Source organism: Maridesulfovibrio ferrireducens (assembly GCF_016342405.1).
GTDB classification, from domain to species: Bacteria; Desulfobacterota; Desulfovibrionia; order Desulfovibrionales; family Desulfovibrionaceae; genus Maridesulfovibrio; species Maridesulfovibrio ferrireducens_A.
In genome coordinates this window covers 1-11,516 of sequence record NZ_JAEINN010000036.1, presented here as the reverse complement: position 1 = coordinate 11,516, position 11,516 = coordinate 1, and the positions used below count along the sequence as shown (strand labels likewise).

The window sequence follows — 11,516 nt, the reverse complement described above, 5'->3', positions numbered from 1 at the left end:
CTGCCCATGATTCCTCCATTTCTTTGTCTTCGGTTCGGGCTTCAACTTCGCAGTCGCGCTCATGTTCGTCGCGTTCCATGCCGTTCTGGAGATCGAGGTGTTCCTCTTCGGAGTACCAACGTCCTCTAAAGAGAATTTCTCCGGTACAATCGTCCCGGCGGAGGTTGGAATATGTCATTAGGTTATCCATGATTCCTCCGAGACACTTCGATATATTCGCCGTACTTTGCTCCAGCCTTAGTTAAGTAGTGGATAGCTAGCCTTTCGGCAGCTTCCATGCCCTTATCTTCGTTCTCTTGAGTAGGGTTCTTGCAATGAGCAAAAACCGCATTGGAGACAGCCCCGCAAAGAATAACTTCTGAAAGTTTTTTCATCTTAAACCTCCCATCACAGCCCCGATCATGGGTCCGAGGATCAGTAGTTCACTAAGCATCATGATTGAAACCATTGTTGTGAATGCCAGTTTCATACGATCCTCGTTTGTTGCGGTTAAAGATTGGGAGCCGGGTAAATAAAGTAAAACCCCGGCCCCCATTTGGACACAATGTCCGGCATTAGTTGTTTCTCGAAGCCCGTAAGGGTGGCGGGAGGGGAGTTCCCGCCGAACCCAAGTAACAGGGGTGAGGTCTACTATTAAGGAGGTTTTGACCTTCACAGACTTCGAGAGTTTTTCCAGCTTAGAAAGAACCAACCTTACTAATTGTTGTTTTAAGTGAGCTGAGAAATGTTGAAATTTTCAAAGAACTTAGTATCTTGCCTTAAGCCCTCCCGTGGTGCGGTTCGGCTCTATGAGCCTACTAACTTACTGTTGCGAGCATCTGGCGGTTAACACTGTGACCTTCTGCGTACTGTCCGGCCGTGGCGCGGATGATTCGGCTTTGTTTCGCTGTGTTGAGTAAAGAATACCAAATGGAATTATTAAGTCAAGATAAAATACCGTATGGAATTAATGAGCGCAAAAAAAAGCCTGAGGTGTTTAGTCTCAGGCTGTGGGGGGTGTGTGGAGTGGAAAACTGGAGAAAGAGGGAGGCTAAGGCTTTTGAATCAACTCAATGGCTTTCATGAGCCATGCTTGGTTAGATGCTTGTAGGGCTGTAATAAAAGCATAGACAAGACCGGTAAGGCCTATAACTACTGAAATGCCAGTTAAGATCATTGTCTTTCTAGTCGATTTTCCGTCTTGTTTTATTTCTTGCCGCATGTTCCCAAAAGTTGCTTCATGTTGATCTATTCGCTCTCTTTGAGATTCTATATTACCAGATAGAAGCTTAATCTGGGCATTCATACTGTCAGATAAAAGCTTATTCTGGCTATCTATTTTGTCAGATAGAAGCTTATTTTGTTCAACAATTTTCTGGGTGTGCAGGTCAATACGTTGCCCAATGTTTTCTAATTTCTGTTCAAGTATGTCAGAATTTGCTTTAGATTCAAGGCGTACATTTTCAATGTATGATTTTGTTAGTTCTGATGACATTTGAGGATCTCCATGCGCTAAAACTGTACTCTGTTTTTCTAGATCTTTTTTTATAATTCCATCAAGAAGATTGCTTTTATAGGGAGATTCTATCGTGCTTGGGGTATACTGATCAAATTGTATAATTTTGTCTACCTCAGACATATTAACCTCTTAAAAGGTCAAGGTCAGAGTTAATACTTTCAATGGCTTTTGTGTAAGCCGTTTCAAAAACATCGCCTAAAACATAACGGCCTTCATCCCCGTGAAGAACAGGCTGTACGTGAGGATATCTCTGAGCAGTAAAAGACGTAGTTACTTTAGTTTCCTCTTCTTTTTTTTGTGCTGAAAAATCGCGCTGGATAAGGTAAAGACCTTTCGGAGCTCCTTCCCATGGAATTACTTTTGCGAAATTGTAAGTCCATCCAATCGCATCATTTAAAGCTTCCGGGAAAAGATTACATTTTTGATTTATTGATTGGAGTTTATATGCTGCACCTACGGTAAAACTCCATATTCCGCAATTTCCAGCCAAGACTAGCGGGAAGACGTATTTTTTAATTTCATTTTTTAAGTCTTCGAATGGAATTTTTGCAGTCACAGAGTATGTTATTTTTTGTCCATTAAAAAAGAGATGCCTTGTATTTGGAATTTTGTCTTGAAAGTAAATTATATCAGAGCCTTTGGTCTGAAATTTTTCAATTAATTCTTGCGGCAGCACAGGATTGCCCTGCATCACTTTAAAGGGAAATCCCTGAGTGTTCATGAAAGTGAAAAATAGTGGAAGATCAGAAGATTCATTGTAAAGATCTTCTATGTTTTTAATGTCTTGTTCGGTCAAAACCTGACTCAGTGTTATCGTAAAAGAGCAACTTGACGGGTTCATATGTGTTTCCTTTTTATTTCACAATTCTCAAAAAAATATCACTAACACCATTATAATCTTTTTCACGCTTTCTCCCGATAGGCCTACCGGACGAGTACATAAGCTTTAGGCAGACTTGCGAGTTTGCTGAGTGGTTGGTTCAGTTTCAATAATTAAATTCTCTGCAATCCCATTAAAGAAAATAGTTATATTAAGTCCTAATTCTTTGCAGATTAAAAATATTTCTTCTGGAGTAGGGACAGTGTTCTCTGCTGCAATAAGATCTAATCTTGTCAGTGCGATGCCTGTTTTAATGGACATTTGCTTACTGGTGTTTTCTGCGAGGCGAATGTTTTTAGTCAGCTCTCGGGCTACAGCTTTATCAAAATGGCTTGGCTCATCTTGTGATGAAGGCTTCTCTTCGCCGGAAAAGACTATCTGTGCGTTTAAAGCATCGAGCACTTGGCTAAGTTTGCCGAAGTCAGGGACACGTTGCCCGGACAGCCAGCGAGTAATCATGACAGGATTAACATCAGCAAAGTCGGCAAGTGCTCTTGCACTCGGAAATTGCTGAGTTGATGCCGCCCTAAGCCCATCCAATGTTTTATTATAGATTCCCATTCTCACCCAATACCAAATGGTACGATTAACGTCTGTAACCATGTGGAAGCTTCTTGACCTTTTGTGATTCCATACGGTATTATATTCACATGAACTTAAAAGAAGACCTTACACACATGTTGGCAGAGTCCGATTGGACAGCCTCAAGACTGTCTATTGAATCCGGGGTTCCGGCTCCGGTTCTCACTCGTTTTTTGAGAGGAACTAGAAAGGGGTTGCACTCTTCGACAGTCGAAAAAATATGGCCATTCGTTTATGGTGAAAAACGTCCTCCGCATCATCCTCAAGAGGCCGCATAATGCCTTTACCCTCAAATTTCCCAAACGAACGCCACTATTGTGGTGGTAATTTTCTGCAACCTTTAACAATGGAGAAAAGTAATGCCTCTGACAATCACTAAGAACGGCAAAGAATTAAAGATTTATGATGAGGATCTGGAAAACATTCTCACTTCTGACAGCGATGAAGATAAAAAGCTGGTGGCTCTTGCCTGTGAGCTGTCCATGAAACTTGAAGGTCTGACTATTGGCGAATCCAGAATGACTGCTAACATACTGATCGGTATTATAGAGGCTTTAGAGATCGCCAGCCCTATTGAGACTGGCGAGATAGAAATTCCCGGCATATCGGAGCGATCCAAAAACGTTGGCCCAGACTTTGAAAAAGATTTCAAGTCCCGACTCGAATATTTTGAAGGGCTTGGCATTAGAAACAGGCTGGCAGCGGCTTTCACTTTTGCCAGCCTGGGGATTCCTTGTCCTTTGAAGGGTTCTTTTTAAGACATATTCCTATCTTTTGTTATTGACTGACTATTGACTTCGCCTGTTTCAAATAGATGTGCCAAATTTTCAATGAGCGCAGGAATTTTTTCAGGATCAGCGTTGGCAGACTTGGCATATTTGGTTGCTATTTCGAAAGCTATTTCTACTGCTTGCCCTGAGTTGTTTGTCATGTGTTTTAAAATAGCTTTTTTAGATTCTTCTGACATTTGAGTTCTCCTTCTGGTTAAAGGTTAAAAGAATTGGTTGTTCTTAGATCCGATATCAGAAGGAAACTCTAAAGTACATTTTCAAATAAACGGCAACGGTAACTGACTAGATATTGAAGAAATTTCCAGACGCTTCGCAGCGTGTAAAATTGCATCGTCGTAAGACTGAGCAAGTGAAAAGCCGGGGCCAACTCGCTCCCGATGCCAGTGTATTTTGTCCTGATGGATGATTGTCACCGTCAGCAAAGTTCCCTGACCATTTTTACGGCTCAAGTGAACTCTTGCTGAGGCTTTATGTTTTGGATTGCGGTCCATTTTTGAAAGATAACGGAAATTAACTACAGAGGTAATGATAAGATGAATAATGGATTACCAGAAGACGGTCTGCCTTCTCGCTCATGGGAAATAATGGCTTACGCTATTGACCTATTTGAAGTGCCAAGGCTGAGTAAATTTACAGGATTGAAACCTGCTCAAATATACAGATTCGCTAAGAATCCTGATATTTATGAGGACGCTTGTCGTAATCACATTGACAGAGCGCAAATCTTAATCCGCAAAATAGTAGAAGAGGGTGGGGAAGAGGGTCGCCAAATTGCCCGAATAGCTCTCAATCTAATCGCTAAGGACTGTGGGTTTAAAGTCGTAAACACTAAACCAGCAATACCTGCCACCAACTCTTCTTGTTCCGAATTTCTTGAGCTGTTCAGCAGACTCAACGATTTACAAATGTCTGCCAAAAAACAAGATAATCCGCTTGTTGTTGGAGCCTACACAGATGCTGCAAGTGACGCTCTTGCGGCTTTCCTTGTGCGCTACACGACTGATTATCAGGAACAGGGCGGCATAGTTAAGTTTTGTAAGACAAAGCCGCCAAAGGCAAGCCTACGGTCTTTTTGGGCTAAAATTCGGAACTTTAAGAATTTCAGGAAGTAGGGGTTAGTTATGTCTGGATGGGTAAAACTTCATAGATCTACCCTTGATTGGGAATGGTATGACGACACAAATGTGTTCCGCCTGTTCATACATTTGATTCTGACGGTCAATTACGAAGACAAAAAGTGGCGTGGAATAACCATCAAAAAAGGTCAGATCGTGACCAGTGTAGCGAAGCTCTCCGAACAGACCGGATTATCTCCTATGCAGGTCAGAACAGCGATGGATAAACTTAAAAGCACCAATGAAGTAACAAGCCAAACAACAAACAGAAGTACACTACTAACTATCTCAAATTATGAGAAGTTTCAGGGAACAAAAGAAAGCGATAACAAACAGGATAACAATCAAATAACAACGAAAGAACAAACAGATAACAATCAAATAACAACAACTAAAGAATTAAAGAATATAAATACAAGAGAGAAAGAGAATAACGCGTGTACGCGCGAGACTGCCGATCCTTTTTCCTCACATGTTTCTCAGCTTCAACAGTCAGCTCCAAAGCACACAGATTGTCCTTCCAAAAGCAGACCGTCTTATCAGGGCTTTAAATCATGCTGGAGCGTTTACCCTGTCAAAAAGGCAGAAGAGTCAGCTTGGTGTGAATGGTGTCGCCTTGAGGACCGAGGATTGCTTGAAGAGCCATTTGCAATTCGTGATTCGATTATTCTCATGAGCCAAGAAGATGAGCATTGGCTCGATGGGTTTCCTCCAAGCTTTTCTAACTGGCTTAAAGCGAAGGGCTGGAAAGATGAGCCGTACAAGAGGCCAAAACCGAAAAATCCACCAGGCGGCAAAGTTATTCACATGACGAGGGACGAAGCGATTCGGGATAAGAATATAAAAATTATGCAAGACTTGATGCAGGAGTAGCTATGAATTGGGAAAACAAACAAGAGCGAGCAGCTTTCCTTGAAGCTTTTTATGCTTTGACAGAAATCCACAACAAGCAGGTATCTGCAAGTTTACCGAAGTTTTATTCTTCAGTTTTAGGGAAATTTGAAACTCAGGTTGTTGTTGCAGCTCTTCACAGGGCAGCTCTTGAACTCAAGTTCTTTCCAAAGCCTTGTGAGTTGCTTGAATTCATCACCGGCTCAAAAGAAGACATGATGGTCGAAGCTGAAGAAAAAGCACAACTCGTTTTAGAAGCTGCAAGTTCTCACGGAGTCTACGCAAGTGTTCAATTTTCTGACCCGGTTGTTAACGCCGTAATCCGTCAACACTTCGGGGGCTGGAATAATATCTGTGCTTACCCCGTTGAGCATCACAAGTGGTTCGTGAAGGATTTTTGCGAAAGATATGTCGAATACAAGAAGCGCGGAGTTGAAAGCAATGAGCCTCTTCGTGGTATTGGAGGAAGTCGCAATATTATCCCCATAGGATTGCCTGGAGAAGCTTTTGCAATTGAAAGTAAGGGCAATGGTCAGAAGCAGCTTAAAAGTCTCGTAGGAGGACTCATAGCGGCTAAAAAGGCGGCAGCATAATGAGCGACACTTACTAGAAAACTAGACTTTACTAGACCATGAGCAAAGCCAAGCCCTGTGATCGGAAAGCGGTTGCCGACATCCTTCCTTGTCACGGTTTCAACTGCGATGTTTGGGGAAAAGGTAAGAAAGGCGATGGTTGTCCGCACTTAGAAGCTTGTCGGAACTGGTGGCGAGAGCAGGGTTATCCGGCGAATGAAAATGACATTGAAACTTTAGCGCGGTTTGTTCGTGCTTTTCGGGAGTAAAATCTTGGCAAAAACTAAACTCAAAACCTCAGAACACGATGAGCAAGTTCTACTCTTCCAGTGGGCAAAGCTTCATGAACGCAAATGGCCTGAGCTTGAATGTCTTTACGCCGTTCCTAATGCCGGAAAGCGGAGTATCAGAGCGGCTGCATACATGAAAGCCGAAGGGCTTAAGTCTGGTGTGCCTGACGTATTTCTCCCTGTGTCGAGTGGCGGGTATATCGGGCTGGTGATCGAAATGAAGGTCGGAAGCAATAAACCCACCGAAAATCAAAATAAGTGGATGGAGCGTTTGCAATCGCAAGGGCATCACGTTGTCGTTTGTTATTCTTTCGAGGACGCGAAGGTTGTTATTGAGTGGTATTTGCGGTTGGAAGTGCGGGAGGTGGCGTAAATGGAATGTCCATATTGCGGTGAAGAACTAGAGCATCATGACAGCTTTGGCAGAGTCGCTTCACATCAAGACGGTAAAGTGCTCGGTGATATTTGGAAATGTCCTAACGGAGCTGAACAGAATGATTCTTGTGATTCTGAAATGTTTAGTGTGTCGGGTTCATTCTACACTTACCGAAACCGCGAAGATTATTTGCTGGAAGGTTATCCGTGTTGAGATTGGAGGGAGAGAAATGCTAACACAAGAACAGATTAAAACACTCAAGCCGGGTGATAAGCTCAAAGACAAAGCTGATAGAATAGGGGAAGTCGACTCATTCGAAAGTATTTACGACTCTTACTGTTTTGTTAGAATCGGTGAATTTGTGTCCCCTTGGTTTTTTGAAAACTGTGAACTTGCGGAGGGGGAATGACGACCAAAAAACATGCTGAAAGAATTTTGAATCTAAAACAAGGTCAATACAGAAGCTTTGAATGCGCCATTACAGAATCAAAAGTGTTAGCTCAAAGGGTTCTTATTTTCGCTGATGTGCTGGAGAAGATAGATAGGAAACTTTGCAAGACTCTTGATCTAGGTGTTTGGAGTGTTCCTTCTGTAGAGGTTAGAGAGTCTTTAGAGTTGATACGTCAAGCTCTCAAGCAAGCAGGTGAAGCATGACTCTTTTCCAAGTAAAAGAAGAACGTTGTTATCGCCTTTTATACAATATCTCACACGGACAGAAGGGCGTTAGGCGTCTCTTTTGGCTTGGTTGGTATGACGATCTTAAGGAGATGAATAATGCCTGAAATTAAAGACTTTGGAAGTGTTCGCATTCCGGTAGAGCTTTTAGAAAACAAGCATCGTGATCATGACGGTGAGATTATTGAAGTGTGTAAAAAAGCCGGGATGCCAACAATCGTAACAACTAAGCCAAATCTCGAAGATTCATTCAAAAAAGGTTATACTTACAGGTTGCTTAAAGACCCTGATACTTACGATCTCGTTATTACTTGGAGAAGGGAGTCAAAATGAGCGGAATCTACAAAACAAACCACTTCCGAATCGAAGAGCTTGTTTCCCCAGAATTTTATGAAGCCAATAAAAGCCGCGGTGAACTTATGTGGCTGGCGTTCGATGCGCGGGTATTGATTACTCTCGACCTACTGAGAAAAGTTTACGGTCCGCTCACTGTTAACGATTGGCTGTGGGGCGGTCCTTTTAAATACTCCGGCCTTCGTTCTATGGATTGCGAAGAAGGGGCAGCTCTTAGCCAGCATAAGTTTGGACGTGCGGCAGACGCTAAATTTAAGAACGTTACGGCTGACGAAGTTAGGAACGATATGCGGAAGAAGGGCCTCTTGGCTCCTGAAAACAAGTGGAGTGGTAGTCGGTGTTTTGATTCTATCACCTGCATCGAGGAAACCCCGAACATGAGCTGGTTTCACTTCGATGTGCGGAATTGGGATGCTGTTCAGTATGGGGTTCGGGTGGTGAAGGGATGAACCAAGAAGCGCAGAAAGCTCCAAGAGCCACCGAGATAATAAAAACCTTTGCAGGATTTAAAGAAGTCTTTGAAGCTGGAGAACGGACCGTCAAGGACTGGGAGAAGAAAGGAGCCCCGATCATTCGAAATGGTCGAGGTGTTCCTATGTGTGAGAAATGGGAAATGTGGTGTTGGTTGAAGAAGGACACAACTCAGACATCAGGTAAAAAAAGTTTAGCCATGTAATCTGGCAGACGTTCAAGAGTATAATTCCCTTTGTACTCTGTAGCATTGGACCATGATTGTGGGCCGAAAGAGGTAGACAATATCAACCAGCGTGAACCGTCTTCTTTTTCTGCGATGTAATGGAGAGGGAGAGCAGGGGTCATGTATAACTTAAGTGGTAGATCTGAGCTTTGTCCGGCCAGTTTTGCAATTTCAATCCTGAGTAGCTCTTCAACGGAATTATATGGAACACCCCTTTCTTTTGCTAAAGATTTTAGTTTTTCTAATTGATCCGCTGGAACTTTTCTGATTGATAGCGTGGGCATTACATTCTCCTGTTTGGATATTTAAGCTGCCTGTCCGGCAGTAAGTATGGTTTATTTGCAGTCTTCAACCAGTCTTTCAAGTTCTACTTTACTAAGCTTTTCAGCTTCAACAGTCTGCTCTTCAATAAATTTGTAATAATCTTCAACGAGATCTTTATCCTCAAACAAACTTTCAAGTTTACTTGAGTCATCACCCGACGCATCGTTCAATTCCATTTCGTAGCCGTTGTAAGCTTCCATCCCATTGCCACGTTCGGCAGTCTGAAAACAGAGATGGTACTCCTTGCCCTCGACTTCAACGAAAACTGTATACTGGAACCCAACTAAAGCATCGAGTTCGTTGTTAGCTGCATTGTTGACAGTTATTAATTCTGAGTAGCCGCTCTCTGCATCCACCGAAGCGATCTTAATTAAATTTGTCATCATGGCTCCCTTTTGAATTGTTGATTTTTCTCATCCGTTGAAAACATAATAAGAAATGACTGCATTAAATGCAAGCATTTTCTTTTGTTTTATATTCAATAAAATAAGTTACTTATAAAAAAGATATTAAAACATTATTTTATGTATATCTCTGTCAACCCCTCCGTACCCTAGCTGTACCCCCGCTCTGGCCTCGCTCTGGCCCGACACGCCCAAAAACCGGGGTTACAATCTCCGCTATCAATCCAAGGCCCGTAAGCCTCCTCTGTTTTCGTTCTGGAAAGCTTCGGCTCTCCGTTCCGACTCAACGATCAGCGCGGGCACTTGGATAAACTTAACGCGGGGATAACATGCGGTCCATCCTCCAGCATAATCTGAATTCGTTAAACCTCTGCTCAAGACTCCATTCGTGGGGATTTGGGCGAGGTTTTGTTGCGTGGTTTGGAAAGTGGTGGGAGCGGGGCGTTCATCCTCTGATCTACCGGAGGAACGATGGCAGAAACTAATTACACTGAGGTTATCAGTACAGCGATTGCCGTATGCGCCGTGGCTGCGGCTATGTGGCCTGAACCTAAGAGTCCAACACTTAAACGAATCTGGAATGTCGTGAACTTTATTGGCGCGAATTTCGGAAAGGCAAAAAACAAAGGCGGTAAGTGATGCGTAAATATCTAATCTTATGCCCAATGGCTCCAGCACTTTTTGTACTGCTGATGGTTGTTGGCTCTTTGTCTTCCGGTTGTGCGTTTAAGAAGCTCTCTGACTTGCCGGCGGAAGATCAGGCCGTTGAATACTCCATCATAATCATGGAGTCCTACAACGCCACTTACCAGCAGTACAACGAGATTAAATCCACTCTTACTTCTGATCAAAAGGTTATTGCCGCTGATTTCGTAAGAGCAATGAATCTTGCAAAGCCAGCAATTGTTCTAACTGCTCGTGCTGCTGAGTCTTGGAAGACTGCTTCCGCTGACGACTCTGCGAAGGCTGAACTCAAATACAGACAGCAGAAGCTAATTGCTGCGGATATTTTGCGTGAAGCTATGGAGCTCTGGGCGAAGCTTGAACAGGGAGAAGAATAGTTATGGATTTCACCGAATTTGAAAACATTGAAGTCAATGACGATACCGCTGAAATGGTCGCCGGAGCTGTTACTGCCATCGCGGGTTTCGCAGGTCTAACAGGGCCGCTTCTCCCGTTTCTTGGGCTTGCTGTGAACCTCGGGCTTAAGCTTTGTGATGGTGGTTATGAGTGTCACGAATTGCCAACTTTAAAGAAGATGGCTGACGGAATTGAAGTTTTGCCTGATCTGACTGTGGAGTAATTAAGTGGACCGTTTAACTCAAGCCGAATTCTGGGCGAAACTGTCCATACCAATACTCATTTCTACGCTTGGGGGGATTGTGCGATCCCTCCAGCGCACTGACCGTTGTTCGTGGAAATCCTTAGCAATCGGAACACTCACATCAGGGTTCACCGGAGTTGTCGTACATCTGTTGATATCTGATCTGGCGGTTTCGGATGCTGTTAGGGCTGGCATTGTAGGCGTGAGCGGGTTTGCATCTGGCGACTTGCTGAAGGTGTTGTCTAATCGGGCTTGTAAGATTGCTAAGGGGGAATAGCTATGGTCTCAAAGCTTGATGTCTGGCTTTCCCATTATTTGGATCAGGGTTCCTCTACTACTTTCCTGCAAGCTACGGAGTCAGCAAAGGCCGCTGGATATAAATGTAAGGACGATAATTTCAAGAAGGTTGGATACCAGAACAAACTTAAGTGTGAAGAGAAAATCCTTAAGTGGCTAGATGAAGCGGGACTGTCTGAAAGTGCTTTAAAGTTAAAACTCCTTTCACTGTTGGACGCTAAGGAAGTCAAAATTTTTCAGTACGAAGGCGGGATCGTCGAATCTGACGAGTTTAATTCTCTAGGTATCCAGATCAAGGCTCTCGACATGGCTCTTAAGATGAAGGGGCTTTATGCGCCTGAGAAACGTGATCACACAATTGAAGAAAAGAAACCTCCAACCCTAACAATCGTTACGAGTAGCAACAATGAGTGACATGGACCTTTCTTTTAACCTGCATCCGAGGC

28 protein-coding genes are annotated in these 11,516 nt (G+C 43.3%); 18 read left to right on the top strand and 10 right to left on the bottom strand.

Annotation, left to right across the window (positions count from 1 at the left end; translation table 11 throughout):
- The 6 genes from JEY82_RS19120 to JEY82_RS19095 form a co-directional block, all read right to left on the bottom strand.
- A partial coding sequence (locus JEY82_RS19120) for a hypothetical protein (protein WP_304088785.1) occupies positions 1-190 on the bottom strand: 190 nt, incomplete at its 3' end.
- Positions 183-374, bottom strand: coding sequence for a hypothetical protein (locus tag JEY82_RS19115; protein ID WP_304088783.1), 192 nt, complete (start codon positions 372-374; stop codon positions 183-185). The genes JEY82_RS19120 and JEY82_RS19115, both read right to left, overlap by 8 nt.
- Complete coding sequence (locus JEY82_RS19110; protein WP_304088780.1) at positions 371-655, bottom strand: hypothetical protein; 285 nt, start codon at positions 653-655, stop codon at positions 371-373. The genes JEY82_RS19115 and JEY82_RS19110 overlap by 4 nt, the downstream gene beginning before the upstream one ends.
- A gap of 375 nt (positions 656-1,030) precedes the next feature.
- Complete coding sequence (locus JEY82_RS19105) at positions 1,031-1,618, bottom strand: hypothetical protein (protein WP_304088778.1); 588 nt, start codon at positions 1,616-1,618, stop codon at positions 1,031-1,033.
- 1 nt (position 1,619) lies between these two features.
- Complete coding sequence (locus tag JEY82_RS19100) at positions 1,620-2,339, bottom strand: hypothetical protein (protein WP_304088777.1); 720 nt, start codon at positions 2,337-2,339, stop codon at positions 1,620-1,622.
- Between the two features lie 105 nt (positions 2,340-2,444).
- Positions 2,445-2,981 (bottom strand): helix-turn-helix transcriptional regulator, encoded by a 537-nt coding sequence (locus tag JEY82_RS19095; protein WP_304088775.1) that lies wholly within the window; start codon positions 2,979-2,981, stop codon positions 2,445-2,447.
- A 47-nt stretch (positions 2,982-3,028) separates the two neighbouring features.
- On the opposite strand from JEY82_RS19095, the gene JEY82_RS19090 reads away from it, so the two are divergent.
- Complete coding sequence (locus tag JEY82_RS19090; protein ID WP_304088773.1) at positions 3,029-3,238, top strand: hypothetical protein; 210 nt, start codon at positions 3,029-3,031, stop codon at positions 3,236-3,238.
- An 81-nt stretch (positions 3,239-3,319) separates the two neighbouring features.
- The gene (locus tag JEY82_RS19085) at positions 3,320-3,718 is read left to right on the top strand and encodes a hypothetical protein (RefSeq protein ID WP_304088771.1); all 399 of its coding nucleotides are present in this window, start codon (positions 3,320-3,322) and stop codon (positions 3,716-3,718) included.
- Here JEY82_RS19085 and JEY82_RS19080 read toward each other — a convergent pair.
- Both JEY82_RS19080 and JEY82_RS19075 read right to left on the bottom strand, forming a co-directional pair.
- Complete coding sequence (locus JEY82_RS19080; protein WP_304088769.1) at positions 3,715-3,927, bottom strand: hypothetical protein; 213 nt, start codon at positions 3,925-3,927, stop codon at positions 3,715-3,717. The two genes, JEY82_RS19085 and JEY82_RS19080, sit on opposite strands and share 4 nt — an antisense overlap.
- 81 nt (positions 3,928-4,008) lie before the next feature.
- Positions 4,009-4,200, bottom strand: coding sequence for a hypothetical protein (locus tag JEY82_RS19075; RefSeq protein ID WP_304088766.1), 192 nt, complete (start codon positions 4,198-4,200; stop codon positions 4,009-4,011).
- Positions 4,201-4,284: 84 nt separating this feature from the next.
- On the opposite strand from JEY82_RS19075, the gene JEY82_RS19070 reads away from it, so the two are divergent.
- The 11 genes from JEY82_RS19070 to JEY82_RS19020 all read left to right on the top strand — a co-directional run bounded on the left by JEY82_RS19070 (position 4,285) and on the right by JEY82_RS19020 (position 8,700).
- Positions 4,285-4,863, top strand: a complete 579-nt coding sequence (locus tag JEY82_RS19070) for a hypothetical protein (RefSeq protein ID WP_304088762.1) — start codon at positions 4,285-4,287, stop codon at positions 4,861-4,863.
- A gap of 9 nt (positions 4,864-4,872) precedes the next feature.
- Entirely contained in the window at positions 4,873-5,739 is an 867-nt protein-coding gene (locus JEY82_RS19065; protein ID WP_304088760.1) for a hypothetical protein, read from the top strand.
- 2 nt (positions 5,740-5,741) lie between these two features.
- The gene (locus JEY82_RS19060; protein ID WP_304088758.1) at positions 5,742-6,350 is read left to right on the top strand and encodes a DUF6475 domain-containing protein; all 609 of its coding nucleotides are present in this window, start codon (positions 5,742-5,744) and stop codon (positions 6,348-6,350) included.
- A 38-nt stretch (positions 6,351-6,388) separates the two neighbouring features.
- Complete coding sequence (locus tag JEY82_RS19055; RefSeq protein ID WP_304088755.1) at positions 6,389-6,598, top strand: hypothetical protein; 210 nt, start codon at positions 6,389-6,391, stop codon at positions 6,596-6,598.
- Positions 6,599-6,602: 4 nt separating this feature from the next.
- The gene (locus JEY82_RS19050; RefSeq protein ID WP_304088753.1) at positions 6,603-6,992 is read left to right on the top strand and encodes a VRR-NUC domain-containing protein; all 390 of its coding nucleotides are present in this window, start codon (positions 6,603-6,605) and stop codon (positions 6,990-6,992) included.
- Complete coding sequence (locus JEY82_RS19045) at positions 6,993-7,208, top strand: hypothetical protein (protein ID WP_304088751.1); 216 nt, start codon at positions 6,993-6,995, stop codon at positions 7,206-7,208. It begins immediately after the preceding gene.
- 16 nt (positions 7,209-7,224) lie between these two features.
- A complete protein-coding gene (locus JEY82_RS19040) occupies positions 7,225-7,404 on the top strand; it encodes a hypothetical protein (protein WP_304088748.1) in 180 nt (59 codons plus the stop codon).
- Positions 7,401-7,649: a hypothetical protein gene (locus JEY82_RS19035; RefSeq protein WP_304088745.1), complete on the top strand. Its 249-nt coding sequence runs from the start codon at positions 7,401-7,403 to the stop codon at positions 7,647-7,649. The genes JEY82_RS19040 and JEY82_RS19035 overlap by 4 nt, the downstream gene beginning before the upstream one ends.
- A gap of 120 nt (positions 7,650-7,769) precedes the next feature.
- Entirely contained in the window at positions 7,770-8,003 is a 234-nt protein-coding gene (locus tag JEY82_RS19030; RefSeq protein ID WP_304088742.1) for a hypothetical protein, read from the top strand.
- Entirely contained in the window at positions 8,000-8,473 is a 474-nt protein-coding gene (locus JEY82_RS19025) for a peptidase M15 (protein ID WP_304088741.1), read from the top strand. Before JEY82_RS19030 ends, JEY82_RS19025 begins: the two co-directional genes overlap by 4 nt.
- Positions 8,470-8,700: a hypothetical protein gene (locus tag JEY82_RS19020; protein WP_304088738.1), complete on the top strand. Its 231-nt coding sequence runs from the start codon at positions 8,470-8,472 to the stop codon at positions 8,698-8,700. Before JEY82_RS19025 ends, JEY82_RS19020 begins: the two co-directional genes overlap by 4 nt.
- On the opposite strand, the gene JEY82_RS19015 is transcribed toward JEY82_RS19020, so the two are convergent.
- Together JEY82_RS19015 and JEY82_RS19010 are read right to left on the bottom strand one after the other, a co-directional pair.
- Positions 8,667-9,005, bottom strand: coding sequence for a hypothetical protein (locus JEY82_RS19015; RefSeq protein ID WP_304088735.1), 339 nt, complete (start codon positions 9,003-9,005; stop codon positions 8,667-8,669). The genes JEY82_RS19020 and JEY82_RS19015 overlap by 34 nt on opposite strands.
- A 51-nt stretch (positions 9,006-9,056) precedes the next feature.
- Positions 9,057-9,428 (bottom strand): hypothetical protein, encoded by a 372-nt coding sequence (locus JEY82_RS19010; protein WP_304088733.1) that lies wholly within the window; start codon positions 9,426-9,428, stop codon positions 9,057-9,059.
- Positions 9,429-9,920: 492 nt separating this feature from the next.
- Here JEY82_RS19010 and JEY82_RS19005 point away from each other — a divergent pair, with 492 nt between their 5' ends.
- The 5 genes from JEY82_RS19005 to JEY82_RS18985 are packed head-to-tail and all read left to right on the top strand — an operon-like array spanning position 9,921 to position 11,484.
- Positions 9,921-10,088 (top strand): hypothetical protein, encoded by a 168-nt coding sequence (locus JEY82_RS19005; RefSeq protein ID WP_304088660.1) that lies wholly within the window; start codon positions 9,921-9,923, stop codon positions 10,086-10,088.
- Positions 10,088-10,510, top strand: a complete 423-nt coding sequence (locus tag JEY82_RS19000; RefSeq protein ID WP_304088658.1) for a hypothetical protein — start codon at positions 10,088-10,090, stop codon at positions 10,508-10,510. The genes JEY82_RS19005 and JEY82_RS19000 overlap by 1 nt, the downstream gene beginning before the upstream one ends.
- Positions 10,511-10,512: 2 nt before the next feature.
- Positions 10,513-10,752, top strand: a complete 240-nt coding sequence (locus JEY82_RS18995) for a hypothetical protein (RefSeq protein ID WP_304088656.1) — start codon at positions 10,513-10,515, stop codon at positions 10,750-10,752.
- A 4-nt stretch (positions 10,753-10,756) separates the two neighbouring features.
- Complete coding sequence (locus JEY82_RS18990) at positions 10,757-11,050, top strand: phage holin family protein (protein ID WP_304088730.1); 294 nt, start codon at positions 10,757-10,759, stop codon at positions 11,048-11,050.
- A gap of 2 nt (positions 11,051-11,052) precedes the next feature.
- Entirely contained in the window at positions 11,053-11,484 is a 432-nt protein-coding gene (locus JEY82_RS18985) for a hypothetical protein (RefSeq protein WP_304088727.1), read from the top strand.
- Positions 11,485-11,516: the final 32 nt, after the last annotated feature.